Genomic DNA, 22565 nt, shown 5'->3' with positions numbered 1-22565 from the left:
GCAAACGGGGCGGCCAGATTGCCGCCCCGTTTTTCATTGCCGCGCGGTTTACCCGGCGAAGAGTTGTAGGAACTTCTGCTTCGAATACCCCAGCTTCAGCGCCCCACGGTCCGACAGGCGCGGCGCGATGCGCATGCGGATGATGTCCCGGTCCGTATCGAGCGCCGCGTTGAGGCGCAGCACCGCGTCGACCTTGCCGTTTGGCCCCGGGGCGACCTCTTCGATCATGCCGACCAAGACACTGTCTTTGCTCCAGACCGGCGCGCCGATGAGGGTCGCGATGTTGATCGGCCTTGGGGTGGTGGCACTGTTGTCGCCGCCGGTGATCGCCCGGCCTGCGGTCGCCGTGGGGGTACTATCGGGGTCATCCGTCCCGCTGTGCCCGCTGCCCCCGCCGACCGAGACGCCAGCCCCGGCCCCCAGACCGTCACCGCCGCCCACCGAAGCGCCGACGCCTGCGTTCACACCGTCGCCCCCACCGACCGAAGCACCAACTCCGGCCCCGATGCCATCACTGCCGCCGACCGAAGCGCCAACTCCGGCCCCGATGCCGTCACTGCCGCCAACCGAAGCACCGACACCGACATCCGCGCCCCCATGGTCGCCATGGCCCCCGACGCTGACCCCAACCCCGAGGCCGATTTCGGCCTGCGCTGCGGGTGCGAGCATGAGCGTCACTGCCGTAACGGCGAGGCTGTTTTTGAAAGCACCTGTGTGAAAGATAGTCATAGCGAATCTCCTTCTCTAAGCCGGTCGAATGCCTTCGACCCTTGGCCCCCACAGGGAACCTACGCGGGAAGTCGCAACGATGTTTCAAGAAAATTGCGCTGTAGGTGTATTTTTCGCAACTTTGTTAGCAAGTTGGCGTTCTTGCCGATATGACGGCATAGCGGCTGCACGCTGGGGCCTTAAAATCCTTCTCCGGCACCTTTCCGTCAAAGTTAGGCAACGCCCCGGCCACCTCACTCCCGGCTGACGGTGCCCCCGCCCACGGCGGCGCGGACGCCTGTCGTGCCGGGGCACGAGGTGGGCAGCCCGCGCGCCACGCGTACTGCCAGATAGGCAAAGGCCTGCGCCTCCAGCATATCGCCATCGAGCCCGATCTCCTCCACCGGGGTGACGGGGCAATCGAGGCTGACATCCAACATCCGCATCAGCACCGGATTATGCCGCCCGCCGCCCGTCACATAAACGCGTTCGGGCGGGGCTGGGCAATGCTGCATCGCCTCGGCCACGCCAGCGGCGCACATGGCGGTGAGGGTGGCGCAGGCATCGGCATCGGAGAGCTCACCCACAAGGGCCACCATCTCGGCAAAATCATTACGGTCGAGGGATTTGGGCGGCATGCGTGCGAAATAGGGCTCGGCCAGAAATAGTTCCAAGGCGCCCTGCTCCACCCTGCCCCGCGCGGCCAGCTTGCCGCCTTCGTCATAGTCTTGGCCAAGGCGGGTCTGCATCAAATCATTGATCGGCGCATTGGCGGGGCCGGTGTCAAAGGCCAGCAGCGCGCCGTCCTCCTCCGGGCGGGCCACGCGCGGGTCGACCCACGTGAGGTTGCCCACGCCGCCAAGGTTGAGGAAGGCCACCGGCCCTTTTTGCCCGGCGTAGCGCGCGCAGGCGTGGTGAAAGAAGGGGGCGAGCGGTGCACCCTCGCCGCCCAGTTCAACATCGGCGCTGCGGAAATCCCAGACCACGGGCAGGCCAATCTCTCGCGCCAGCAGCGCCCCGTCTCCGACTTGCAGGGTGCCCTGCATGCGTGGGGCATGGGCGAGTGTTTGGCCGTGAAAACCGATGAGGTCGACCTCAGGCGCATATTTCAGCAGGTCGGCCAAAAGCGCCAGATGCGCGGCCTCCACCGCCTTGGCGGCTTCCTCAACCTCGGCCCCGTGCCACTTGCCGAAGCCCGCGGCGATCACGCGCCGCTCTTCGGCGGCATAGCTGCGGTAGCCGCTTTGGCCAAAGCTGGCGATGTCATGCCCATCGGTGCGCAAAATCGCGGCGTCCACCCCATCCAAAGAGGTGCCCGACATCATTCCCAAAGCCGTCACCACTTCGGTTCCGGCATCTTGCCTGTGCTTGGCCCTATTCATGGCCTTTTCCTTTGCCGCTCGTGCGCATATAGATTGCCCCGCAATACAGTTTTGAGGCAAGTCACCATGACATACCATCCCAAATCGGAGTTCATCCACACGATGATGCAGCGCGGCTTTCTGGCCGATTGCACCGATTATCAGGGGTTGGACGAAGCCCTGCTGAAAGGCGCGGCCCCGGCCTATGTAGGCTATGACGCCACGGCCAAATCGCTGCACGTGGGGCATCTGGTCAATATCATGATGCTGCGCTGGCTGCAGAAATGCGGCGGCAAGCCTATCACCCTGATGGGCGGCGGCACGACAAAGGTGGGCGATCCGTCCTTCCGGTCGGATGAACGCCCGCTGCTGACGCCCGAGGCGATCGACGACAATATCGAAGGCATCCGCCAGGTCTTTGCCCAATACCTCGATTACGGCGAGGGCGAGAATGGCGCCTTGATGCTGAACAACGCGGAATGGCTCGACGGGTTGAACTACCTCGATTTCCTGCGCGACATCGGGCGGCATTTCTCGATTAACCGGATGCTGAGCTTTGAGAGCGTGAAGTCCCGTTTGGACCGCGAGCAGTCGCTGTCTTTCCTTGAGTTCAACTACATGATTCTCCAAGCCTATGACTTCATGGAGCTGCACCGCCGCTATGGCTGCATTCTTCAGATGGGCGGGTCGGATCAATGGGGCAATATCGTCAACGGCATCGACCTGACGCGCCGGGTGATCGATGGGGAGGTTTACGGCCTAACGTCACCGCTCTTGACCACCAGCGACGGCAAGAAGATGGGCAAATCGGCGGGCGGTGCGGTCTGGCTCAATGGCGATATGCTGAGCCCTTATGAGTTCTGGCAGTTCTGGCGCAATTGCACCGATGCCGATGTGGGCCGTTTCCTCAAGCTCTATACCGAGCTGCCGGTCGATGAATGCGACCGTCTGGGCGCGCTGGCGGGGTCCGAGATCAACGAGGCGAAGGTGCGTCTGGCCAATGAGGTCACTGGCCTCCTCCACGGGGAAGAGGCCGCCCGCAACGCCGAAGCCACCGCGCGCGAAGTTTTTGAAAAAGGCGGTGTGGGCGATGACCTGCCCACCCTGACCCTGTCGGCGGCTGATGTGGGCGATGGGGTTTCCATCGTTCAATTGCTGGTGAAGTCGGGCCTTGCCGGCTCTGGCAAAGAGGCCAAGCGCCTGATTGCCGAGAACGGCGCACGGATCGACGACAAGCCGCTGACCGATGCGGGCATGATGCTGGATGCGGGCGCGTTGTCCTCTCCGGTCAAACTCAGCGCGGGCAAGAAGCGCCACGCGCTGGTGCAGGTCGGCTAATCTCTCACGGGGCGGGCTTCGGTCTGCCCCGTCTTCCCCACTCCCGCCGCCCTACAGCCGCCGCAACGGCATCCCTTGCATGGGGTGAGACTTCGTGCTGAACTGAACAAGTGTTCATATCGGGGGGGAGCCATCATGAAACTAGACAGTACAGCCGCCATCATCACCGGGGGCGCCTCGGGGCTTGGCGAAGCCACGGCGCGCTATTTTGCGTCGCAGGGCGCGCAGGTCACCCTGTTGGACCGTGACGCCACCCGGGGCGAAGCCATCGCGAAAGAGATCGGCGGCCACTACGTCCTAACCGATGTAACGGATGAGACCTCGGTGCAGGAAGCGGTGGACTATGCCCAAGAAAAGATGGGCTGGATCACCGCGGCGGTGAATTGCGCGGGCATCGCACTTGGGATCAAAACCACGGGGCGCGACGGGCCGCATCCGCTGGACGCCTTTCAACGCACCATCGACATCAACCTCGTCGGCAGTTTCAACGTGGCGCGGCTGGCGGCGGTGGCCATGGCCAAGAACACCCCCGAAGACGACGGCGCGCGCGGGGTAATCATCAATACCGCCTCCATCGCAGCCTTCGACGGGCAGAAGGGCCAAGCCGCCTATGCTGCCTCCAAGGGCGGGATCGCGGGCATGACCCTGCCGATGGCGCGGGATCTGGCCAAGGAAGGGATTCGCGTGATGACCATCGCGCCGGGCATCTTCAAAACGCCGATGCTGGCCGGGCTGCCGGAAGAGGTGCAGGCCGAATTGGCCAAGGATGTGCCCAACCCGCCGCGCCTTGGCGATCCTGCGGAATACGGGCGGCTGGCCGGGTTCATCGTCGAAATGGGCTATCTTAATGGTGAGGTGATCCGCCTCGACGGTGCGCTCAGGATGCGCTGATGCCGCTGCAAAACCGCGTCCAACCGGATGGGGAGATCATCGCCCACCCGGCGCGGGGCAGCTTCATGGGCAACCGTGGCATCCTGCATGACGATCACGGACTGCACCTCAAACGCCGTTGGGCGCATCAGAATTGGGTCTGTTGTCGGCTCAGTTTCTAGGGGCGTCGCCGCAAGCTGATGGCGCCGCGCCATTACACCGAGCTGTTCTTTCTTGACGAGGCCGTGGCCTTTGCCGCCGGTCACCGCCCTTGCGCGGAATGCCGTGCTGCGGATTATCGACGGTTTCGCGCGTGTTGCGACCTCCCCGGCCCCGCCGCGGATTTTGACCGTCAGTTGCACGCCGAACGGGCCGTGCCGCGCGTTTTTCGTCAGCGCCGCCATGGGGATGTAGAAGCGCAGGACCTGCCCGACGGCAGTTTCGCCTTGGATCGCGATGGCCAGAGCGGCATGCTTCTCGGCGATGCCCTTCACCCCTATGCGCCGGAGGGCTACGGGGCTGTGCAGCGACGCCCGCAGGGCCGCGTCACCCTGCTCACCCCGCCGAGCATCGTCGCGGCATTCCGCAACGGTTACCGCCCGCAGATCGCTTTGGCAGAAGCGCGGGGTTAGCCCTGCGCTTTCTCCTCAAGCGCCATCCACTCTTCTTCGGCGTTAGAGAGCTTTTCATGCCGCTGCACCAGCGCATCGGTGGCTTTTTGAAACTTCACCGGCTCACGGGTGAAAAGCTCCGCATCGCTAAGCAGTTCTTCGAGCTTGCCAATCTCGGCCTCCAACCGCTCGATCTCAGCAGGCAAGGCTTCGAGCCGGTGCTTTTCGGTAAAGCTGAGCCCGCCCGCGGATTGCTTTTTCTCCGCTTTCGGCTCGGGTTTGCTCGGCTTGGGTTTAACCACGCTTTGGGCGAAATCATCCTGCCCGCGCTGTGCCAGATAATCGGACCAGCCGCCCGCATAGACCGTGGCGCGGCCATCCCCCTCCATTGCGATGGTGGTCGCCGCCACCCGGTCGAGGAAGTCACGGTCGTGGCTGACCAGCAGCACGGTGCCGTCATAGGTGCCCAAGAGTTCCTGCATGAGGTCGAGCGTCTCAACGTCGAGATCGTTCGTCGGCTCGTCGAGCACCAAAAGGTTCGAGGAGCGCGCCATGATCTTGGCCAAGAGCAGCCGTGCCTTTTCGCCGCCCGAAAGCGAGCGGACCGGCGCGCGGGCCTGTGCCTCGTCAAAAAGGAATTCCTTGAGGTAGCCGACCACATGTTTCGGCTGACCCCGCACCAGCACCTGATCGGCCTTGCCCGAGACGCGCATTTCAGGATCGCCGGTGAGGCTGTCCCAAAGGGTCATGTCCCCGTCAAGCTGCGCGCGCGCTTGATCGAACAGCGCGAGTTCCAGATTGGTGCCCAGTTTGATCTCACCCGCGTCGGGTTCTTCTTTGCCGATCAGCATGTTCAGAAGCGTGGTCTTGCCCACGCCGTTTGGCCCCACCAGCGCAATCCGGTCGCCGCGCTGCACGGTGATCGAGAAGTCGCGCAGGATCTGTTTGTCACCGAATTTCTTGGCGATGCCGCTCGCTTCGATCACCTTGCGGCCTGACTTCGGCCCAGCCTCCAGCGCCATGGCCGCGGTGCCTTGCCGTTTGATCTGCGCCGAGCGTTCGGCGCGCAACTCCTGAAGCGCGCGCACGCGGCCCTGATTGCGCTTGCGCCGGGCCGAGATCCCCTCGACCGCCCAACGCGCCTCGGCCTTGATCTTCCGGTTCAGCTTGTGGCGCTGCATGTCCTCTTCTTCCCAGACCTGATCGCGCCATGCCTCAAACCCTTCAAAGCCGATGTCCTGACGGCGCACGGTGCCGCGGTCGACCCAGAGGGTCGCGCGGGTCAGCTCGCGCAGGAAGGCGCGGTCGTGGCTGATGATGACAAAGGCGGTGCGGGTGCCCTTTAGCTCGGATTCGAGCCATGCGATGGCTTCGATGTCGAGGTGGTTGGTCGGCTCGTCCAGCAGCATCAGTTCCGGCTCTTCGGCCATCAGCCGCGCAAGTGCCGCGCGGCGACGCTCCCCGCCCGATGCGGTGGCCACAGGGCGTGCGGGGTCAAACTTCAACCCCTCGCCAGCGCGCTCCACCTTATACATCTCACCCGGATCGAGCCCATGGGCCGCGAAGTCGCCAAGCGTCTCGAAGCCCGAGAGGTCCGGCTCCTGCTCCATATAGCCGACCGAGACGCCGGGCCCGGCCACAACCGCCCCGCTGTCGGGCTCTACCAGCCCGGCCATGACCTTCATCAGCGTCGATTTGCCCGAGCCGTTGCGGCCCACCAAGGCCAACCGATCGCCGGTCTGAACCACGAGGGAGAGGTCTTCGAAAACAGGATCGCCACCAAAGGTCAGCGAAATGTCGGTGAGTTGTAAAAGGGGTGCGCGTGCCATGCCTGCCAGCTATCTTTCGGCGCGGGCAAGGTCAATGTCCAAAGGCGGTGCGGCTTCAGGCCAGCGCCCGCAAAAGCCGCGCGCGGTTGGGCGGGATCCCGGCGATCTCCAGCCCGGTGAAGACATGCAGCGTGCCCATTTGCCGGTCGATCACGGCGTGGTCGCTGACCCAACCGCCCATCGCCAGATAGCTGCGCAGCAGCGGCGGGATTTGCTGGCGCGCGCGCCGGGGATCGGGGCTGTGGCGGTGCCGGGCATAGAGGTGGACCTCAGCTGCCCTGACGCGGGGGCGCCATTCCGCGGGGGCAAGATGCTGTTGTTTCAACAGGGCAAAGGCATCGCGGTAGCGGGTCGGATCGGTGCCCGTGAAAGAGGAACAGCCAAACAATAGCGCCGCCCCGCTGCCATCGACTTCCCGCGCCAACTGCCCCCAAGCGAGGCGCTGAATGTCGGGGTCTTGCCATTCTGGGTGGATACAAAAGCGGCCCAGTTCCAGCATGGCGCCTTGCGTACGCCCCAGACGGCTCAGATCGTAAAACTGTGCGGCATAGCTCTGGGCCAGCTCCGCGCCCTGAAACAGGGTCAGGCGAAAGCAGCAGACCAATGTGCCGCTGTCGCGATCCTCTATCAGAAAATGCCGTGCTGCCGCGTCGAATGCATCACGGTCGACGGTCCCGGTCTGAAAACACTGCGTCCGCAGCGTGTGCGCCCGGGTGATGTCCCCGGGCGTGAGGGCTTCGCGCGTCAGATATCGGCCCGGGGGCGCTTGGGTCATCTGCGAGGTCGCCTTCGCTTATCCGCGGCCCTGCCCCGCTGCCGGGGCATGGCAAGGGGAACTTAGCTGCCGAAGGCCGACGGGCTGAAGCGGCCGAGGTTGCCCAGAAGCTGGCGCAGGAAGGTGTTGTCGGCCACAGGCGATGTCGTCACGCGGCGCGACAGCGGCACAACCTGCCCGCGTTCAAGCCCGAAGCGTTCGACATTCGACACCACACCGGCCTCGTTGAAACTGACGGTCACCACCTCACGCTCGATCTCTTTCGGGGCCATGAAGCCAAGAGCGCGTTTGCGCATTTTAACGTAATAGTAACTATCATCGCTCAAAACACCCGAAACCGTGGGCACACCGATCTTCTGCGCGACGCTTTCCTTGGTATCGCTGCCCACAACGACCTGCTCAAGCTGGTCTTGCGGCGGCACATAGCCGTGGTTCTCATACTGCGGGCTACAGGCGGTCAGAAGCAGTGCAAGTCCCATACCCGCGATCCGGAGGTGCGTCTTGCCGGTCTGTTTGGTTTTGCGCATTTGGTCTGCCCTCTTGCCCTGACGGATTATGGCTTTTATTTCGCATACACCAAGGCACCCCAAGTGTACAAGAAACGAAAGTCGGATCTCATGTCGCGCAAATCACCTACGCCAACCGCTCTTCGGGTCGCGGACCTGTCCCAGACGGAGCCAAACGCGTTCGCGCTGCGCCCTGAGGCGGAAGCGCTGGCGCAGATCGCCGAGGAACTTGATCTCTCGGCCCTGCGCAAACTTAGCTTTTCGGGCAGCATCAAACCGCTCGGCAAACAGGACTGGCAGCTTGACGGGAAACTGGGCGCGACCGTGGTGCAGCCATGCGTCGTCACGCTTGAGCCAGTGACCACGCGGATCGACGCCGATATTGCCCGCCGCTTCATCCATGATTTCGAACTCCCCGACGAAGAGGAGGTCGAAATGCCCGAGGACGATACGACAGAGCCTTTGGGTCAATGGATCGACCCCGCGCAGGTCATGATCGAGGCGCTGGCGCTGGAAGTGCCGGAATATCCCCGCAAGGGCGACGCCGAACTGGGCCAGATGGTCCATGCCGAACCGGGGCAGAAGCCAATGACGGACGAAGACGCGCGGCCCTTTGCGGGGTTGGGCGCGCTGCGCGATGCGCTGAAGAAAGACGAAACCTAAGGAAACAAGCGGAAAACCGCGGAAATTCGCGCTTGCATCGCGCCGGTTTCGCGTTATTTTGCCGCCCTCACCCGAATTAAGGTTGGACATTGCGCGGCTGCGGCCCTAAAGCGTCGTCACGCCCGAAACGGGGTCCGAATTGAAACACGGTTGCGGCCTGCTTTGCCAAGTCAGCAACCCCGAAGGCAAAGGCACCAGACATGGCTGTCCAACAGAATAAAGTATCCAAATCCCGCCGCAACAACCGCCGCGCCCACGATTCGCTCTCTGCGGCGAACCCGAACGAATGTTCGAACTGCGGTGAGCTGAAGCGCCCCCACCACATCTGCGCGGCTTGCGGTCACTATGACGACGCCGAAGTTGTCGCCCTGACCGAAGAAGTGGACTTGGAAGACGACGCAGCATAAGCTGCGGTAGTTTTTAAGGTTTTCTCTTAGGCAGTGAGGCATTCGCACTGATGACGGCCCAGCCCGATCACCCCAACGCGAAAGCCGGACACACCCTGATCTCGGTCGACGCGATGGGGGGTGACGAAGGCCCGGCAGCAGTTGTTGCCGGGTGTGCGCTTTCTGCGACAGCAAATCCCGATATCGGTTTTATCCTGCATGGTCCCCGTGATCAGTTGGAGCCTTTGATCGCCAAACGTGGTGAGTTGTCGGACCGCTGCGAGATACGTCACGCCACGGATGTCGTCACGATGGACGACAAGCCCAGCCAAGTCGTGCGCACCGGCAAAGACAGTTCCATGTGGTCTGCCATCGAATCCGTGCGGAGCGGAGAGGCGGCTGTGGCTGTCTCTTGCGGCAATACCGGCGCGCTGATGGCGATGTCGATGATACGGCTGCGAAAATTGCCGGGCGTGAATCGCCCTGCGATTGCCGTGCTCTACCCCTCTTCCAACCCGCAGGGCTTCAACGTGATGCTCGACGTGGGCGCCGATGTGCGCGCCGACGCCGATGATCTGTTACGTTTCGCGCTGATGGGCACCTCCTACGCCCGCAACGGTATGGATTTGCAGCGCCCCCGCGTGGGGCTGCTGAATGTCGGCACCGAAGAGCATAAGGGCCGCACCGAACTCAAAGAAGCCTATGATTTGATTCGCGCCCAAGGTGATGCCACCGGGTTTGAATTCGTCGGTTTCGTTGAGGGGGGCGATATCTCGGGCAACCGCGCCGATGTTATCGTGACCGATGGTTTTACCGGCAATGTCGCGATCAAAACCGGCGAAGGCACGGCCAGCATGATTGGCGACAGGCTGCGCGAAGCATTCAAATACTCACCCCTGTCGCGGCTCGCCTCGCTGCTGGCCTATACCTCTCTGCGCCGTCTCAGCAAAAAGATCGACCCGCGCCGTGTGAACGGCGGCGTCTTTCTGGGTCTGAACGGCACGGTGGTGAAATCGCACGGCTCCGCCGATGCGACCGGCATCTCCGCTGCGATCAAACTCGCCGCGCAGTTGTCGCAGAATAAATTCAATGACAAGCTAGCCGCTCGCGTCGCCGCGACGCTGCCAGCTGAGGAGTCCGTCAAATGAGCCTGCGCGCCGTTGTCACTGGTTGTGGCCACTACCTGCCCGCCCGTGTCGTGGAAAATGCCGAATTTGAAGCGACCCTCGACACGAATGACGAATGGATCCGCTCGCGCTCGGGCATTGAACGCCGCCACTTCGCCGCCGAAGGTGAAACGACCTCTTCCATGGCCAGCGCCGCCGCACGCAAGGCGCTCGAAGACGCGGGGCGCGATGTCTCCGATGTTGACGCGATCGTCGTGGCCACCTCCACCCCCGACCTGACCTTCCCGTCGGCGGCAACCATGGTGCAAGCCGAATTGGGCATGACCAATGGTTTCGCCTTTGACGTGCAAGCGGTCTGCGCGGGCTTTGTCTATGCGCTGGCCAACGCCAATGCGCTTATCGTTTCCGGTCAGGCGCGCAACGTGCTGGTGATCGGGGCCGAGACCTTTAGCCGCATCATGGACTGGACCGACCGGTCGACCTGTGTGCTTTTTGGCGACGGCGCGGGCGCGCTGCTGCTTGAGGCGCAAGAAGGGCAAGGCACGCCAGAGGATCGTGGGATCCTCGCGACTGACCTGAATTCCGATGGGCGCTACCGCGAGTTGCTCTACGTCGATGGCGGCGTCAGCACCGGCACGACAGGCTATCTGCGGATGCAGGGCAATCAGGTGTTTCGCCACGCGGTTGAAAAGCTGGCCGCCACGGCCAATACCGCCATGGAGCGTGCCGGCGTCAGCGCCGAAGACGTCGATTGGATCGTGCCGCATCAGGCCAACATCCGCATCATCCAAGGCACCGCGAAGAAACTGAACCTGCCGATGGCGCGCGTTGTCGTGACCGTACAGGACCACGGCAACACCTCTGCCGCCTCGATCCCGCTGGCGCTGTCGGTGGGCCGTGAGCGTGGTCAGATCAACAAGGGCGATCTGATCGTCACCGAAGCCATTGGCGGCGGTCTGGCTTGGGGCTCTGTTGTCCTGCGCTGGTAAGTCCCTGAGCTAACGCGGAAAATCTCTGCCGAATCGTGCTCGATCCGGGCATTGATGTTGACTCTAAAAATCTGAGCAGCATATGCTATTGGAAAGCATGGGGGATATAATGCCGAACAAGACATTGACGCGCATGGATTTAAGCGAAGCTGTATTTCGTGAGGTCGGTCTGTCTCGCAATGAGAGTGCTCAGCTGGTCGAAGCCGTGCTTGAGCATATGTCCGACGCTCTGGTCGACGGGGAACAGGTCAAGATTTCCTCTTTCGGCACTTTTTCGGTACGCGACAAGACCGCGCGTGTGGGCCGCAATCCGAAAACCGGCGAAGAGGTTCCGATCAACCCGCGCCGGGTGCTGACCTTCCGCCCCTCGCATCTGATGAAAGACCGGGTTGCCGAAGGCAACAAGTCCTGACCCATGGTCAAATCGCCGGACGCTTTTCGCACCATCTCCGAAGTCGCTGACTGGCTCGGTATCCAGGCCCATGTTCTGCGGTTTTGGGAGAGTAAGTTCACCCAAGTGAAACCCATAAAACGGGCGGGCGGGCGGCGCTATTACCGCCCCGCCGATATGCTGCTGCTTGGTGGGATCAAGAAACTGCTGCATGACGATGGGCTGACCATCAAAGGCGTTCAGAAGATCTTGCGTGAGGAAGGGATGACCCATGTCTCCTCCCTCTCCGCCCCGCTTGATGAGTTGGATTTCGTGGAGCCGCGCCCTGCGCCGAAGCCCGACATTATCCGGCCCGAGACCGGAGTGGTTCTGAACTTCGGCGCGAAGACGGAAGCGCGCGGGGATGAAGTGAGCGCTGAGACGGTTGAGACGGTCCACACGCGGCAGGAGAACACGGCGGAGGTAGAAGAAACCGCCCCTGCGGTAGCACAGCGCCCCTCGCCCATGCCGCCCGCCGACGATCACCCACGGGCCACGCCCGATCCGCTGGCACCCTCTGACAGCAACACGCCCGACGCGCCGCAACTCCCTGCGTCCGAAGCTGAGCCCGAAGAGGAACCTGCATCAGAGACCGGCCTGCCCGAGTTCCTCAAGCGCCCACTGGCGGCTGAGCCGGAGGAGACCGCAGAGGTTTCACGCGCCCCTGCCGAAGCCGAGGCGGAAGACCCCGAAGACGACACGCCGAAACCCGCGATCATCGACCTTCCCGATTTCACCCCAGAAGCCGATTTTCCCGCCCGTCCGGGGCTGCTCAGCGTAGGTGCGCGTGTCCATCGCCTGCCCCGTGACGTGCAACCGCAGGTCGCCGGTCTGTTGTTGGATTTGGCTGAATTGCGCGCGCGCATGGCCGCAGAAGCCGGCGCGGAAACAAATTTCTAATCGCGATGAAAAGATTGGCAATTCCCTCTTGCACCCCCTGCGAGATCGGGTATGAAGCCCACGTAGTCGGGCTATGGCGCAGCCTGGTAGCGCGTCCGTCTGGGGGACGGAAGGTCGCAGGTTCGAGTCCTGCTAGCCCGACCAACCGACTACAACAAAACGCCCGCGCCGGTAACGCGCGGGCGTTTGTCATTTAAGAAGGCCGCGCCCGATGCCCAATGCGATGAACGGGGTGCTCCCCAACCAGCAGATTGCAGCGATGATCGAAAGCGGCGCCATTGCCGCCGATCCCGCGGTCACCTCTGCCCAGATCCAGCCCGCCAGTCTTGACCTCCGCCTCGGCAGCGTCGCCTATCGCGTCCGCGCGTCTTTCCTTGCCGGGCATGGGGCCAAGGTCTCGGATCGTCTAGCGGAATTTGAGATGCACCGCGTCGACCTCAGCGAAGGGGCCGTACTGGAAAAGGGTTGTGTCTATGTGGTGCCACTGATGGAGCAGTTGGCGCTGCCCGAGGGTGTCTCTGCCGTGGCGAATGCCAAAAGCTCCACCGGGCGGCTTGACCTGCTGACCCGCACCATCACCGATGGTGGCACCGAATTCGACCGCATTGCGCCGGGCTACACTGGCCCGCTCTACGCCGAGATCTGCCCGCGCTCTTTCTCGGTGCTGGTGCGGCCCGGGATGCGGCTCAATCAGATTCGTTTCGGCAGCGGGGATGCGACCCTCGACGACGACGCGCTGCGCGCGCTGCACGATAAGACACCGCTCGTTGACGGGACCGCCGTGATCGATGAGGGCTTGGGCTTCTCCGTCGATCTACGGCTGCCCGGCACCAGCCTCGTCGGTTACCGCGCGAAGCCGCATGCCGGGGTGATCGACCTCGACAAGATTGGCCATTACGATCCCGCCGCCTATTGGGAAGAGGTGCATAGCACCAACGGTCAAATCATCCTCGACCCCGGCGCCTTCTATATCCTCGTCAGCCGCGAAGCGGTGACGATCCCGCCTGCCTATGCCGCTGAAATGGCACCCTATTTGGCGATGGTCGGAGAGTTCCGCGTGCATTACGCGGGCTTCTTCGATCCGGGCTTTGGCCATGCCGAGGCAGGCGGCGCAGGCTCACGCGGGGTGTTGGAGGTGCGCTGTCACGAGGCGCCCTTCGTGCTGGAGCATGGGCAAGTCGTGGGCCGTTTGGTCTATGAGCATATGGCGCAGATCCCCAGCCAGCTTTACGGCGCCGACATCGCGTCGAACTACCAAGGTCAGGGGCTGAAACTGTCGAAGCATTTCCGCTCCGCGTAAAGACGCGGCGCCGGTCAATCCTCGAACAGCTCGCTCTGCCCTTCGGTCGCTTCCGGCTCGTCCTCGCCATCGCCCACGGTGGGCAACAGACCGGCGGGCGGACGGTTCTCCAACAACCCGGCAGAGCGCAGCTCTTTCAGCCCCGGCAGGTCCCGCGCGCTTTCCAAACCGAAGTGATCCAAAAACTCCTGCGTGACGACAAAGGTTACTGGACGGCCCGGGGTCATCTTGCGGCGGCCAAAGCGGATCCACTCCATCTCAAGCAACTGATCCACCGTGCCCCGCGACACCGATACGCCGCGAATCTCTTCGATCTCGGCGCGGGTGACGGGCTGGTGATAGGCGATGATCGCCAAAGTCTCGATCGCCGCGCGGCTGAGCTTACGGGTCTCGACCGTTTCCTTATGCATCAGGAAACCAAGGTCGGGCGCGGTGCGAAAGGCATAGGCATCGCCAACTTTCATCACCTGCACGCCGCGCCCCTGATACCGGTGCCGCAGGAAGGCCATCGCCTCGCCCACGTCTGAGCCGCGCGGCAAACGCTCTTCGAGTTCGCGCAGGGTGATCGGCTCGGAACTGGCGAAAAGCACGGCTTCGATCATACGCTCCTGCTCGGCGAGCGAGGGCGCGTCGAACAGTTTCTTTTCTTTGGTTTCAATCTCTTCCGACACGCATCAATCCTTCTTGCGCAGTTGGATGGGGGCGAAAATCTCTTTTTGCCGGATCTCCATATGCCCCTCTTTGACCAGTTGCAAAGAGGCGGCAAAGGTCGCCGCCGTGGCCGAGCGGCGGCGTTCTGGGTCGCTCTCCCAGCCCTCGGGCAGGTAGCTGTTCAGATCGCCCCAATCGCCCGCATAGCCGATCAGCCCGCGCATGCGGTCCAGCGCCTCTTCCATGGTGAAGACCTTGTCGCGGTCCATCACGAAGGGGCGGAAATCCTCACGCGTGCGGGTGCGCGCATAGCCCTGCATCAGGTCCAACAGGGTCGCGGTATAAGTGACCTTTTTGACGCTGGTGATCTCTTGGGTCTGGCCGCGGGCAAAGAAGTCCCGGCCAAGCTGATCCCGCGCCATCAGACGCGCGGCGGCGTCGCGCATGGCTTGCAAACGTTCCAGTTGGAAGGCCAGATGCGCGGCCATTTCCTCGCCCGATGGGCCCTCTTCGGTCGGGTCCGGGGGCAGCAGAAGACGCGACTTCAGGAAAGCCAACCACGCCGCCATGACGAGGTAATCCGCCGCCAGTTCCAGCCGCAGCTCCTTGGCACGCTCAACAAAAGCCAGATACTGCCGCGCCAGTTGCAGCACCGAGATCTTGCGCAGATCGACCTTTTGCGTCCGGCTCAGCGACAGCAGCAGATCAAGCGGCCCTTCATAGCCTTCGACATCGATGATGAAGGCTTCGGCGGCCAGCCGGTCGGCCACGGTGCTGCCAGCCCCGGCCCGGTCTTCCTGAAATGTCGTGTCAGCCATGCAATATCCCGCCCAGAAGCGTCTCAAGCTGGGCGCTGAGGGCGTCGATGTCAACGTCATCGGGGGTTTGCCGCGCATCCATCGCGCGCAGGGCGCGGGTCTGGGCGGCGGGGGTCATCTCGCCCGCGGCTTCGGCCACGGCGCGGCGCTCTTCGAGCGGCCCGTTGCAGAAAAGTGCCACGTCACAGCCCGCCGCGATGGCGGCGCGGGTGCTTTCCGCCGGGGTCATTTGCAGCGCTTTCATCGAAATGTCGTCGGTCATCACGAGGTTGTCGAAGCCGATCTCTTCGCGGATCAGCCGCATCACCTCGGGCGACAGGGTCGCCGGGGCATTGTCCAGCGCGTCATAGACCAGATGCGCGGTCATCCCCATCGGCAGGTCGCGGAGGCTGCGGAAGGGGGCGAAATCGACCGCTTCCAGATCGATCCGGCGGGCCGCTACCCGGGGCAGATCGTGGTGGCTGTCAAGCGTCGCGCGGCCATGGCCCGGCATGTGCTTCATCACCGGCAAGACCCCTCCGGCCAGCAGCGCATCCGCCACGGCGCGGCCAATCTCGGCCACCTGCCCCGGCGTTTCACCGTAGCAGCGATTGCGCAGAAAACGGTGGGTGTCCGGCCCGGCCACATCGATCAGTGGCGCGCAATTGCTGTCGATCCCGACACTGTGCAGCTCATGGGCGATGATCCGGTACATCAAGTGGAAGGCTTGGCGCGCTTGATCGCCGGCGCGGGCGGCGATGTCCATCGGCGGCATCCAATCCCGCCATTGGGGCGCGCGCATGCGTTGCACGCGGCCGCCCTCTTGGTCGATGGTGATGACGGCATCATGCCCCGCCGCCTCGCGCATCTCTTCGCAGAGCGCGCGGAGCTGGTCGGGGCTGTCGATGTTGCGGGCGAATAGGATAAAGCCAAAGGGCCGCACGTCCCGAAAGAACGCCTTTTCCTCGACGCTGAGCCGATGGCCCGTCGCGTCGAGGATCGTGGCCCCGAAGGGGGGCATCAGCGCATCACCACCGGGATGCAATCCGCGTTTTCGGCCACGAGGGCCGAGCAGAAGCGGCGCGCATCGGCGATGTCGTTAAAGCCCATGGCGCGCAGGCGGTAGAATACCCGCCCGCCGCTGGTGGCCTTTTGCACGACGCGGCTCTTGCCTTCGAGATAGGCACCGAAACGGCCCTGCAAACGGTCCCATTGTTCGCGCGCCACCTCGGGGCTGTCAAAGGCGCCAAGCTGGGCCATGCGGGTGCCAGCGGGCAGCGATGCGGGATCGACTTCTTGGGTGGCCGCGGCCACTGGATTAGGTTGCACGGCGGCGGGTGTCACAATGGCACCGCCCGCCGGGCGGCGGCGCGGGCGCAGGGAGTTGCGCACGCCGGGCGCGTTCAGCACGGCCTTGACCACCTTGGGCTGCACGGATGTATCGGCCAGCGCCATCGCCACGGCGGCATCGACAGGATCGCCAGCGGCGGCCTCCTCACCGGTGAGCGGTGCCACGCCATTGGTCAATTGCGCCACGAGGTCTTGCACATTGCCCGAGCGGATCGCTTCGGAGGCGTCGATCAGGTCGCCGTCATCCTCACGCGCCACGGCTGGCGTCGCCGTACCCTGTGTCTTCGCGGCAACCATTGCCACTTTGACAGGCTGGTCTTCGTCTTGCAATTCGATCTGGCGCGGCGCGAGACGCAGCTCATCCGCCGGGCGCCCGGCGCTGCCTTCGGCGGCGACCACATTGACCGAAAGCCCCTGATGACGGGCCAATTCACCGCCCGGCTCTTCGGGGCGCACGCGCATCTCGCCTTCGATCGCGCGGACCACCGGGATGCCGGTCACGTCGCGGACAAGCAGTTTGTAGCCCCAGACACCGATTCCCGCCACAAGCGCCAAGGAAACCACCGCGCCCGCAATATTTGTGAGCGTTGTCAGGGTCTTGGGCGCGCTGCCCACTGCGTAGCTATGCGCGGAATCGGGCGCATAGCCCGCCGTCGTCGGGGAAGACGTGAAATCTGCCATCTCTGCCTCTTTGCCCGGCGTGATACATCGCCACGCGGGTCTGGTCATGGGGTTGCCTGTTTTCGGCGCGCTGGTGCGGTTACCGCATCTCTTGCGCCGGTGTGACCCCGAGAATACCAAGACCCGCCGCAATTACAATCGCAACGGCACGCGACAGCGCGATTTTTGCCTGCGACGTGGCCGCGTCCCCTTCTTGCAACGCACGCAAGCCGTCTTCGGACCGGCCCAAGTGGTAGAGGCTGTGGAAGTCGGAGGCCAATTCATAGAGGTAGAAGGCCACCCGGTGCGGCTCATTGCTGCGCGCGGCGGTCTCGACCAAACGGGGCCATTCGGCAAGCTTGCGCAGCAGGCCAATCTCGGCCTCGTGGTCGAGCTTGGACAGGTCCGCGTCCAGCAGCGTGGCATCCGCCACCTCGATCCCCGCCTCTTCGGCTTTGCGCAGGATCGACGCGACACGCGCATGGGCGTATTGCACGTAAAAGACCGGGTTCTCGCGGCTTTGCTCCAACACCTTGTCGAAATCGAAGTCGAGCATCGCGTCGTTCTTGCGCGTCAGCATGACAAAGCGCGTCACATCCGGGCCGACCTGATCCACCACATCGCGCAGGGTCACGAAAGTCCCTGCCCGTTTGGACATCTTGAACGGCTCGCCGTTTTTGAAAAGCTTCACCAACTGCGTCAGCTTGATGTCGAGCGGTACATGCCCGTCGCTCAGCGCCGAAACCGCCGCCTTCATCCGTTTGACATAGCCGCCATGATCCGCGCCAAAGACATCGATCAGCATGTCGAAATCACGGCTAACCTTGTCATAGTGATAGGCGATGTCGGGGGCGAAATAGGTCCAAGACCCGTCGGACTTCTTGACCGGGCGGTCGACATCGTCGCCATGTTCGGTAGATTTGAACAGGGTCTGTTCGCGCGGTTCCCAATCGTCGGGCTTCTTACCCTTCGGCGGCTCCAACACGCCTTCGTAGATCAACCCTTTGGCTTCTAGCGAGGCGATGGCCGCTTCGATCTGACCCGTGCCATAGAGCGATTTTTCGCTATAGAACACGTCCATCTCGACACCCAGTGCCGCCAGATCGTCGCGAATGAGGTTCATCATCGCGTCGGTTGCGAATTCGCGGATATCGTCCAGCCATTCGCTTTCCGGCTGGTCGACCAGCTTGTCGCCGTACATCTTGGCCAGCGCCTCGCCCAGCGGGATCAGGTAGTCGCCGGGATAGGTGCCATCGGGGAAGGCCACCTCTTTGCCATTGGCTTCAAGGTAGCGCAGATAGACCGAACGGGCGAGCACATCGACCTGCGCACCGCCGTCGTTGATGTAGTATTCCCGCGTCACGTCATAGCCCGCGAAGTCCAGCAGGCTCGCCAGCGCATCACCAAAGACCGCGCCACGGGTGTGGCCCACATGCAGCGGCCCCGTCGGATTGGCCGAGACATATTCGACGTTCACCCGCTGACCGGCGCCAAGGATCGCGCGGCCAAAGTCGGTGCCTTGGTTCAGCACCTGACGGGCCACGTTCTGCCAGACCGAAGGCGCAAGGCGCAGGTTGATGAAGCCCGGCCCCGCCACTTCGGCGGAGGTGATGCGCGGATCGTTTTGCAATTGCGCGGCCAGTGCTTCGGCGATGTCGCGCGGCTTCATGCCCGCAGGTTTGGCCAGCACCATCGCGGCATTGGTGGCCATGTCGCCATGGGCCGCGTCACGCGGCGGCTCAGCGGTGATCGGGTCAAAGTTCAGGGTCGCAGGCAGGGCTTCCTGCGCGACCATCTGTTCCAGCGTCGCAATGATGAGATGGCGAATTTCGGCAAATAGGTTCATGTCGGGTATCCTTGTTCCCCGCCCGTTTATCATGTGCGGGGGTGCAGTCAATCAAGCGTCGGGCCGTCGCGGCCCAAGATGGGGAGTGGCGTTTGAAGCGGCGCGTTCAGCCGAGGTCCAAACGCCCAGATCGGAGCCGTCGACCCGCCTCGGAGCCGAGGAACAGCGCGCTTTCCGCTGCAAGCTCTGCCTGCCCCTCGGGCACGGTGATGAGGTGGAAATGCAGCCCCCGCGGCCCGAACACCTTGTCGAGCGCGGCATTGGCCGCTTCAAACGCACCGATCATGGCATGCCCGGCCAGCGCCAATGGTTGGCTTGGCCGCGAAAGAACAGTCACCACCGCCCCCTGCCCGGCCACCAGACCCCGGCCCAAGGCACGCATCATGGCTGAAAGCCCGCGGATCTGCGCATCCGTGCCTTTGCAGCAATCGTCGGGGTCGAGCGGCATCAGGTTTAGCACCATATGCAGCGGCGTGCCGCCCCAATTGCGGTGCAACGGCTCAAACCGCGCGACAAGATCGCCGGCCAGCGCCAGCGCTTCGACACGTTCTGTCGATTGGCTCATCAACCGCGCCAGGACCGTAGGGTCGCGGTCCATCGCCACGACTTCCGCCCCCAGTTCTGCCGCGCGTTTGGCCACCGCAGGCCCCGGCGCTTGCCCCGCCGAGAGGATCGCGAATGTCGCGTCACCGGCCAGACTTTCCGGCAGAACGGGGGTTTGTATCATGTCATCTCACCTATGGATCATCAAAAGAAGACTACCATGCCGCGAAGCCTAGCGGAAGCTGCGCAGGTCGCTGTCGAAGAGACGCGCGTGTTCTTGCAAGGCGAAACGGTCGGTCATGCCCGCAATGTAATCAGACACCATCCGCGCCAGCGCGGTTTCATCCTCTGCCGCCTCGATCGCCGCCGCCCAATGGCGCGGCAAGAGGCTGGGCTGGGACAGGAACAGCGGGAACAGGTCCTCGACCACCTTGGTCACCTTCTCGCGATTCTCCATCACCGAGGGGGCGCGATACATGCGGGTGAAAAGAAACTTGCGGATCTCGCGCAGGTCTTGCCAGACCGGGTCTGAGAAACGGATCACCGGGCGGCCCAGATTGCGGATGTCGTCAGGGGATTTCGCCCCCGAGTCTTTCAGCAGTTTGGCCGAGGTTTCGATCACATCGCCGACCATCACCCCAAAGACCCGCCGCAGCGCCTCATGACGGCGGCGGTAGCGGTCGGTCTCGGGGTAGAGCCGGTCAACCTCGGCATAGGCGGGGCCGACCATGGGCAGTTCGGCAATCTCACTTTCGGTAAACAGCCCTGCGCGCAGACCGTCGTGCAGGTCGTGGTTGTTATAGGCGATGTCATCGGAGAGCGCGGCGACCTGCGCCTCGGCGCTGGCATGGGTGTGCAGTTCCAGATCGTGCCGCGCGTCGTAATCGGCCAGCGCATGGGGCACCTCGCCCGTCACTGGCCCGTTGTGTTTCGCGATGCCTTCCAGCGTGTCCCACGTCAGGTTCAGCCCGTCGAATTCGGCATAGTGCCGCTCCAGCGTGGTGACGATCTTGATCGCCTGCGCGTTGTGATCGAAGCCACCGTAGGGTTCCATCAGCTTGTGCAGCGCATCTTCGCCGGTGTGGCCAAAGGGCGTGTGGCCCAGATCATGGGCCAGCGCCACCGCCTCGGTCAGCTCGCCATTCAGACGCAGCGCGCCTGCGATGGTCCGCGCGACCTGCGCCACCTCAATCGAATGGGTCAGACGGGTGCGGAAATAGTCGCCCTCATGCTCCACAAAGACCTGCGTCTTGTGCTTGAGCCGCCGAAAGGCAGAGGCATGAATGATCCGGTCCCGATCCCGCTGATAACAGGAGCGAAAAGTGCTTTCCTCTTCCGGCACCAACCGTCCCTTGGCGGTGTCCGGATCAGAGGCGAATTCTGCGCGCATCACGGCTGGTCCTCTCTCGCGGTCCTTGTGACCTGTCCTTGTGCTTTCTATATGTTAGAGGAACGCGAAAGAAAACCGATGCATCGGAGCCCGCAGATGAACCTGCCCCCCAAAGTCACCCCCCGCGCCTTTGAACGCCTCGCCGAGATCGGGGCCGCAGACGAAGGCAAGGCCCTGCGCATCGCTGTCGAAGGCGGCGGCTGCTCGGGCTTTCAATACGAAATCGCGCTGGACGAGCCCGCCGAAGATGATCTCATTCTCGAAGGCAGCGGTCAGAAGGTGGTGGTCGATAGCGTCTCCCTGCCGTTTCTGGCCGACGCCGTGATCGATTTCACCGAAGAGTTGATCGGCGCGCGCTTCACCATCGAGAACCCCAATGCGACGGCGGCCTGCGGCTGCGGCACGTCCTTTTCCATGTAAGTCTGTCGTGCGCGTTTAACCGCGCGCCCGGGCAAACCCGTCGAAGAATTCGTCGAAATAAGGCCCGGCGCGTTCGGCGCGCAGCAGGGTCGCGTGGCTTTCCGCGCAAAGATACGACAGCACATGCGGGCGCATATGCCCCCAGTCAGCCCGGCGGTTCGCCCCCATGTCGTTGAGGCAAGCCGCCAAGGGGCGCAGGGCCCCTACCCCCTTTCGGCCTTTGTGAAAACGCAATGCGCCTTTTGGGATATCGGTGGATCGCATCGGGCGGCCCGCAATTTGCATGGCCCAGCCAGTGACGAGCCATTCGTGGTAATCATCCTGCAAAGGCGCGCCTACGTCGGCGTAGACCCTCATGACACGGTGGCTGGCGGCAAGGGCATCCTCCCACAGGGGGATGGGGGCCTGCCCGGCAAAACACAGCGCGGCGCAGACCTCGGCCAGCAGGTCCATATCTTGATCGAGAAAAGCCAGCAGCCCCGTGAAATGCAGGCTTTTCAGCGCGGCCTCCGGCAGGTCTGGGGGCTGGCGGCCATAGTCCGACAGGTAGAAAACGATATGGGTCAACTCATAGGCCGCCTTCCGATTGGGCATGGCGAAGGTGGCACTGCGGGCGATAAAATCGCGCAACCGTTGACCGAGCGCCCCATCCTCCACCCGTGGCCCGACGCCCCGGCGACGCAGCAGACGGCGCGCCTCGGCCCGTTGTAGATCCGACAGTTCCGCCCCCTCCAACCCTGCCCGCGCAACCTTGGCGCAAAGGGCCGCGCCCTGGTGCTGTGGCAGTCCGAGGTCTTCGAGATCGAGGCAGATCGACAGGATGAAACGGTAATACTGCGGAAAATCGCGCAGCAGGTTCCGGCAGCCTCGATGGAAGGCCGCGAGTGGCTGAAGCGCCGCAGTGTTAAGCGTGGCCCCCGTGCTCGCCAGCGCCCCGAGCAGTTCGGCGTTTTCCTTCAGCCAAAAAACATCCCCCTGCGTGCGACGCCCCTCTGCAAAGGCTCGGATCAGCCGGGCCGTTTGCACGGTCGGGTCTTGGCTTTCGTCAGGTTTGAGCAGAACAACATTGGTCATCGCATGGCCTCCGACAGGGGGAACGGCGGGCGACAAAGCCG

Annotated in this window: 25 protein-coding genes and 1 tRNA gene; 13 read left to right on the top strand and 13 right to left on the bottom strand. The window is 63.4% G+C overall.

Translation table 11 applies throughout. The annotated features are described in order from the left end of the window. Positions 1-48: 48 nt before the first annotated feature. Entirely contained in the window at positions 49-729 is a 681-nt protein-coding gene (locus tag ACGYLO_RS15430) for a hypothetical protein (RefSeq protein WP_271687182.1), read from the bottom strand. Between the two features lie 233 nt (positions 730-962). After that, positions 963-2090 carry an anhydro-N-acetylmuramic acid kinase gene (locus ACGYLO_RS15425; protein ID WP_271687181.1) on the bottom strand — a complete coding sequence of 376 codons (1128 nt, stop codon included), beginning with the start codon at positions 2088-2090 and terminating at the stop codon, positions 963-965. A 66-nt stretch (positions 2091-2156) separates the two neighbouring features. Between ACGYLO_RS15425 and tyrS the strand changes: the two genes are divergently transcribed. The 4 genes from tyrS (at position 2157) to ACGYLO_RS15405 (ending at position 4909) form a co-directional block, all read left to right on the top strand. Then, positions 2157-3407, top strand: coding sequence for a tyrosine--tRNA ligase (gene tyrS / locus ACGYLO_RS15420; protein ID WP_271687179.1), 1251 nt, complete (start codon positions 2157-2159; stop codon positions 3405-3407). A gap of 135 nt (positions 3408-3542) precedes the next feature. Further along, the gene (locus tag ACGYLO_RS15415) at positions 3543-4298 is read left to right on the top strand and encodes a 3-hydroxyacyl-CoA dehydrogenase (RefSeq protein ID WP_271687178.1); all 756 of its coding nucleotides are present in this window, start codon (positions 3543-3545) and stop codon (positions 4296-4298) included. Then, positions 4298-4459, top strand: a complete 162-nt coding sequence (locus ACGYLO_RS15410; protein WP_271687177.1) for a hypothetical protein — start codon at positions 4298-4300, stop codon at positions 4457-4459. Before ACGYLO_RS15415 ends, ACGYLO_RS15410 begins: the two co-directional genes overlap by 1 nt. Positions 4460-4477: 18 nt before the next feature. Next, on the top strand, positions 4478-4909 hold the full coding sequence (locus tag ACGYLO_RS15405) for a hypothetical protein (protein ID WP_271687176.1): 432 nt from the start codon (positions 4478-4480) through the stop codon (positions 4907-4909). Here ACGYLO_RS15405 and ACGYLO_RS15400 read toward each other — a convergent pair. The 3 genes from ACGYLO_RS15400 to ACGYLO_RS15390 all read right to left on the bottom strand — a co-directional run bounded on the left by ACGYLO_RS15400 (position 4906) and on the right by ACGYLO_RS15390 (position 8019). Next, the gene (locus ACGYLO_RS15400; RefSeq protein ID WP_271687175.1) at positions 4906-6717 is read right to left on the bottom strand and encodes an ABC-F family ATP-binding cassette domain-containing protein; all 1812 of its coding nucleotides are present in this window, start codon (positions 6715-6717) and stop codon (positions 4906-4908) included. The genes ACGYLO_RS15405 and ACGYLO_RS15400 overlap by 4 nt on opposite strands. Before the next feature lie 55 nt (positions 6718-6772). Beyond that, entirely contained in the window at positions 6773-7492 is a 720-nt protein-coding gene (locus ACGYLO_RS15395; RefSeq protein ID WP_271687174.1) for a GNAT family N-acetyltransferase, read from the bottom strand. Positions 7493-7554: 62 nt separating this feature from the next. After that, positions 7555-8019, bottom strand: coding sequence for an outer membrane protein assembly factor BamE (locus tag ACGYLO_RS15390; RefSeq protein WP_067265877.1), 465 nt, complete (start codon positions 8017-8019; stop codon positions 7555-7557). Between the two features lie 90 nt (positions 8020-8109). On the opposite strand from ACGYLO_RS15390, the gene ACGYLO_RS15385 reads away from it, so the two are divergent. The 8 genes from ACGYLO_RS15385 to ACGYLO_RS15350 all read left to right on the top strand — a co-directional run bounded on the left by ACGYLO_RS15385 (position 8110) and on the right by ACGYLO_RS15350 (position 13793). Beyond that, positions 8110-8661: a DUF177 domain-containing protein gene (locus ACGYLO_RS15385; RefSeq protein WP_271689965.1), complete on the top strand. Its 552-nt coding sequence runs from the start codon at positions 8110-8112 to the stop codon at positions 8659-8661. A gap of 200 nt (positions 8662-8861) precedes the next feature. Next, positions 8862-9068, top strand: coding sequence for a 50S ribosomal protein L32 (gene rpmF, locus ACGYLO_RS15380; protein ID WP_067265873.1), 207 nt, complete (start codon positions 8862-8864; stop codon positions 9066-9068). A gap of 50 nt (positions 9069-9118) precedes the next feature. Next, entirely contained in the window at positions 9119-10195 is a 1077-nt protein-coding gene (gene plsX, locus ACGYLO_RS15375) for a phosphate acyltransferase PlsX (RefSeq protein WP_271687173.1), read from the top strand. Further along, positions 10192-11163 carry a beta-ketoacyl-ACP synthase III gene (locus ACGYLO_RS15370; RefSeq protein ID WP_271687172.1) on the top strand — a complete coding sequence of 324 codons (972 nt, stop codon included), beginning with the start codon at positions 10192-10194 and terminating at the stop codon, positions 11161-11163. The genes plsX and ACGYLO_RS15370 overlap by 4 nt, the downstream gene beginning before the upstream one ends. 109 nt (positions 11164-11272) lie before the next feature. After that, positions 11273-11575, top strand: coding sequence for an integration host factor subunit alpha (gene ihfA / locus ACGYLO_RS15365; RefSeq protein ID WP_067265868.1), 303 nt, complete (start codon positions 11273-11275; stop codon positions 11573-11575). A 3-nt stretch (positions 11576-11578) separates the two neighbouring features. After that, the gene (locus tag ACGYLO_RS15360; protein ID WP_271687171.1) at positions 11579-12493 is read left to right on the top strand and encodes a MerR family transcriptional regulator; all 915 of its coding nucleotides are present in this window, start codon (positions 11579-11581) and stop codon (positions 12491-12493) included. 67 nt (positions 12494-12560) lie between these two features. After that, positions 12561-12637, top strand: a tRNA-Pro gene (locus ACGYLO_RS15355). Between the two features lie 79 nt (positions 12638-12716). Next, a complete protein-coding gene (locus ACGYLO_RS15350; RefSeq protein WP_271689964.1) occupies positions 12717-13793 on the top strand; it encodes a 2'-deoxycytidine 5'-triphosphate deaminase in 1077 nt (358 codons plus the stop codon). A 14-nt stretch (positions 13794-13807) separates the two neighbouring features. Here ACGYLO_RS15350 and scpB read toward each other — a convergent pair whose 3' ends face one another. From scpB to ACGYLO_RS15315, 7 genes are all read right to left on the bottom strand, one after another. After that, the gene (gene scpB, locus ACGYLO_RS15345; protein WP_067265864.1) at positions 13808-14464 is read right to left on the bottom strand and encodes an SMC-Scp complex subunit ScpB; all 657 of its coding nucleotides are present in this window, start codon (positions 14462-14464) and stop codon (positions 13808-13810) included. 3 nt (positions 14465-14467) lie between these two features. Next, complete coding sequence (locus ACGYLO_RS15340; protein ID WP_271687170.1) at positions 14468-15262, bottom strand: ScpA family protein; 795 nt, start codon at positions 15260-15262, stop codon at positions 14468-14470. Then, positions 15255-16262, bottom strand: coding sequence for a beta-N-acetylhexosaminidase (nagZ, locus tag ACGYLO_RS15335; protein ID WP_271687169.1), 1008 nt, complete (start codon positions 16260-16262; stop codon positions 15255-15257). The genes ACGYLO_RS15340 and nagZ overlap by 8 nt, the downstream gene beginning before the upstream one ends. Then, a complete protein-coding gene (locus ACGYLO_RS15330) occupies positions 16262-17272 on the bottom strand; it encodes an SPOR domain-containing protein (RefSeq protein WP_271687168.1) in 1011 nt (336 codons plus the stop codon). The genes nagZ and ACGYLO_RS15330 overlap by 1 nt, the downstream gene beginning before the upstream one ends. A 79-nt stretch (positions 17273-17351) precedes the next feature. Continuing rightward, a complete protein-coding gene (gene argS, locus ACGYLO_RS15325; RefSeq protein ID WP_271687167.1) occupies positions 17352-19097 on the bottom strand; it encodes an arginine--tRNA ligase in 1746 nt (581 codons plus the stop codon). A 106-nt stretch (positions 19098-19203) separates the two neighbouring features. After that, positions 19204-19824, bottom strand: coding sequence for a hypothetical protein (locus ACGYLO_RS15320; protein ID WP_271687166.1), 621 nt, complete (start codon positions 19822-19824; stop codon positions 19204-19206). 48 nt (positions 19825-19872) lie between these two features. After that, on the bottom strand, positions 19873-21030 hold the full coding sequence (locus ACGYLO_RS15315) for a deoxyguanosinetriphosphate triphosphohydrolase (protein ID WP_271687165.1): 1158 nt from the start codon (positions 21028-21030) through the stop codon (positions 19873-19875). A 96-nt stretch (positions 21031-21126) separates the two neighbouring features. On the opposite strand from ACGYLO_RS15315, the gene ACGYLO_RS15310 reads away from it, so the two are divergent. Beyond that, the gene (locus ACGYLO_RS15310; RefSeq protein ID WP_271687164.1) at positions 21127-21450 is read left to right on the top strand and encodes an iron-sulfur cluster assembly accessory protein; all 324 of its coding nucleotides are present in this window, start codon (positions 21127-21129) and stop codon (positions 21448-21450) included. Positions 21451-21465: 15 nt separating this feature from the next. Here ACGYLO_RS15310 and ACGYLO_RS15305 read toward each other — a convergent pair whose 3' ends face one another. Then, positions 21466-22524 carry a DUF6902 family protein gene (locus ACGYLO_RS15305; protein ID WP_271687163.1) on the bottom strand — a complete coding sequence of 353 codons (1059 nt, stop codon included), beginning with the start codon at positions 22522-22524 and terminating at the stop codon, positions 21466-21468. Positions 22525-22565 lie beyond the last annotated feature (41 nt).

This window comes from Sulfitobacter sp. 1A13353, from assembly GCF_043557255.1.
Taxonomy (GTDB): Bacteria; Pseudomonadota; Alphaproteobacteria; order Rhodobacterales; family Rhodobacteraceae; genus Sulfitobacter; species Sulfitobacter faviae.
Note: the sequence above shows the minus strand (reverse complement) of the source record. Positions and strands in the feature narration are given on the sequence as shown.

Bases quoted from the DNA above. Each gene is read 5' to 3' on its own strand.
- ACGYLO_RS15395 (WP_271687174.1), bottom strand. From the start codon at position 7,492: ATGACCCAAGCGCCCCCGGGCCGATATCTGACGCGCGAAGCCCTCACG.
- tyrS (WP_271687179.1), top strand. From the start codon at position 2,157: ATGACATACCATCCCAAATCGGAGTTCATCCACACGATGATGCAGCGC.
- ihfA (WP_067265868.1), top strand. From the start codon at position 11,273: ATGCCGAACAAGACATTGACGCGCATGGATTTAAGCGAAGCTGTATTT.
- nagZ (WP_271687169.1), bottom strand. From the start codon at position 16,262: ATGCCCCCCTTCGGGGCCACGATCCTCGACGCGACGGGCCATCGGCTC.
- argS (WP_271687167.1), bottom strand. From the start codon at position 19,097: ATGAACCTATTTGCCGAAATTCGCCATCTCATCATTGCGACGCTGGAA.
- ACGYLO_RS15330 (WP_271687168.1), bottom strand. From the start codon at position 17,272: ATGGCAGATTTCACGTCTTCCCCGACGACGGCGGGCTATGCGCCCGAT.
- ACGYLO_RS15385 (WP_271689965.1), top strand. From the start codon at position 8,110: ATGTCGCGCAAATCACCTACGCCAACCGCTCTTCGGGTCGCGGACCTG.
- ACGYLO_RS15415 (WP_271687178.1), top strand. From the start codon at position 3,543: ATGAAACTAGACAGTACAGCCGCCATCATCACCGGGGGCGCCTCGGGG.
- ACGYLO_RS15425 (WP_271687181.1), bottom strand. From the start codon at position 2,090: ATGAATAGGGCCAAGCACAGGCAAGATGCCGGAACCGAAGTGGTGACG.
- ACGYLO_RS15410 (WP_271687177.1), top strand. From the start codon at position 4,298: ATGCCGCTGCAAAACCGCGTCCAACCGGATGGGGAGATCATCGCCCAC.
- ACGYLO_RS15310 (WP_271687164.1), top strand. From the start codon at position 21,127: ATGAACCTGCCCCCCAAAGTCACCCCCCGCGCCTTTGAACGCCTCGCC.
- ACGYLO_RS15390 (WP_067265877.1), bottom strand. From the start codon at position 8,019: ATGCGCAAAACCAAACAGACCGGCAAGACGCACCTCCGGATCGCGGGT.
- ACGYLO_RS15340 (WP_271687170.1), bottom strand. From the start codon at position 15,262: ATGGCTGACACGACATTTCAGGAAGACCGGGCCGGGGCTGGCAGCACC.
- ACGYLO_RS15350 (WP_271689964.1), top strand. From the start codon at position 12,717: ATGAACGGGGTGCTCCCCAACCAGCAGATTGCAGCGATGATCGAAAGC.
- ACGYLO_RS15320 (WP_271687166.1), bottom strand. From the start codon at position 19,824: ATGATACAAACCCCCGTTCTGCCGGAAAGTCTGGCCGGTGACGCGACA.
- ACGYLO_RS15305 (WP_271687163.1), bottom strand. From the start codon at position 22,524: ATGACCAATGTTGTTCTGCTCAAACCTGACGAAAGCCAAGACCCGACC.
- ACGYLO_RS15315 (WP_271687165.1), bottom strand. From the start codon at position 21,030: ATGCGCGCAGAATTCGCCTCTGATCCGGACACCGCCAAGGGACGGTTG.
- ACGYLO_RS15400 (WP_271687175.1), bottom strand. From the start codon at position 6,717: ATGGCACGCGCACCCCTTTTACAACTCACCGACATTTCGCTGACCTTT.
- ACGYLO_RS15405 (WP_271687176.1), top strand. From the start codon at position 4,478: ATGGCGCCGCGCCATTACACCGAGCTGTTCTTTCTTGACGAGGCCGTG.
- ACGYLO_RS15360 (WP_271687171.1), top strand. From the start codon at position 11,579: ATGGTCAAATCGCCGGACGCTTTTCGCACCATCTCCGAAGTCGCTGAC.
- plsX (WP_271687173.1), top strand. From the start codon at position 9,119: ATGACGGCCCAGCCCGATCACCCCAACGCGAAAGCCGGACACACCCTG.
- rpmF (WP_067265873.1), top strand. From the start codon at position 8,862: ATGGCTGTCCAACAGAATAAAGTATCCAAATCCCGCCGCAACAACCGC.
- ACGYLO_RS15370 (WP_271687172.1), top strand. From the start codon at position 10,192: ATGAGCCTGCGCGCCGTTGTCACTGGTTGTGGCCACTACCTGCCCGCC.
- ACGYLO_RS15430 (WP_271687182.1), bottom strand. From the start codon at position 729: ATGACTATCTTTCACACAGGTGCTTTCAAAAACAGCCTCGCCGTTACG.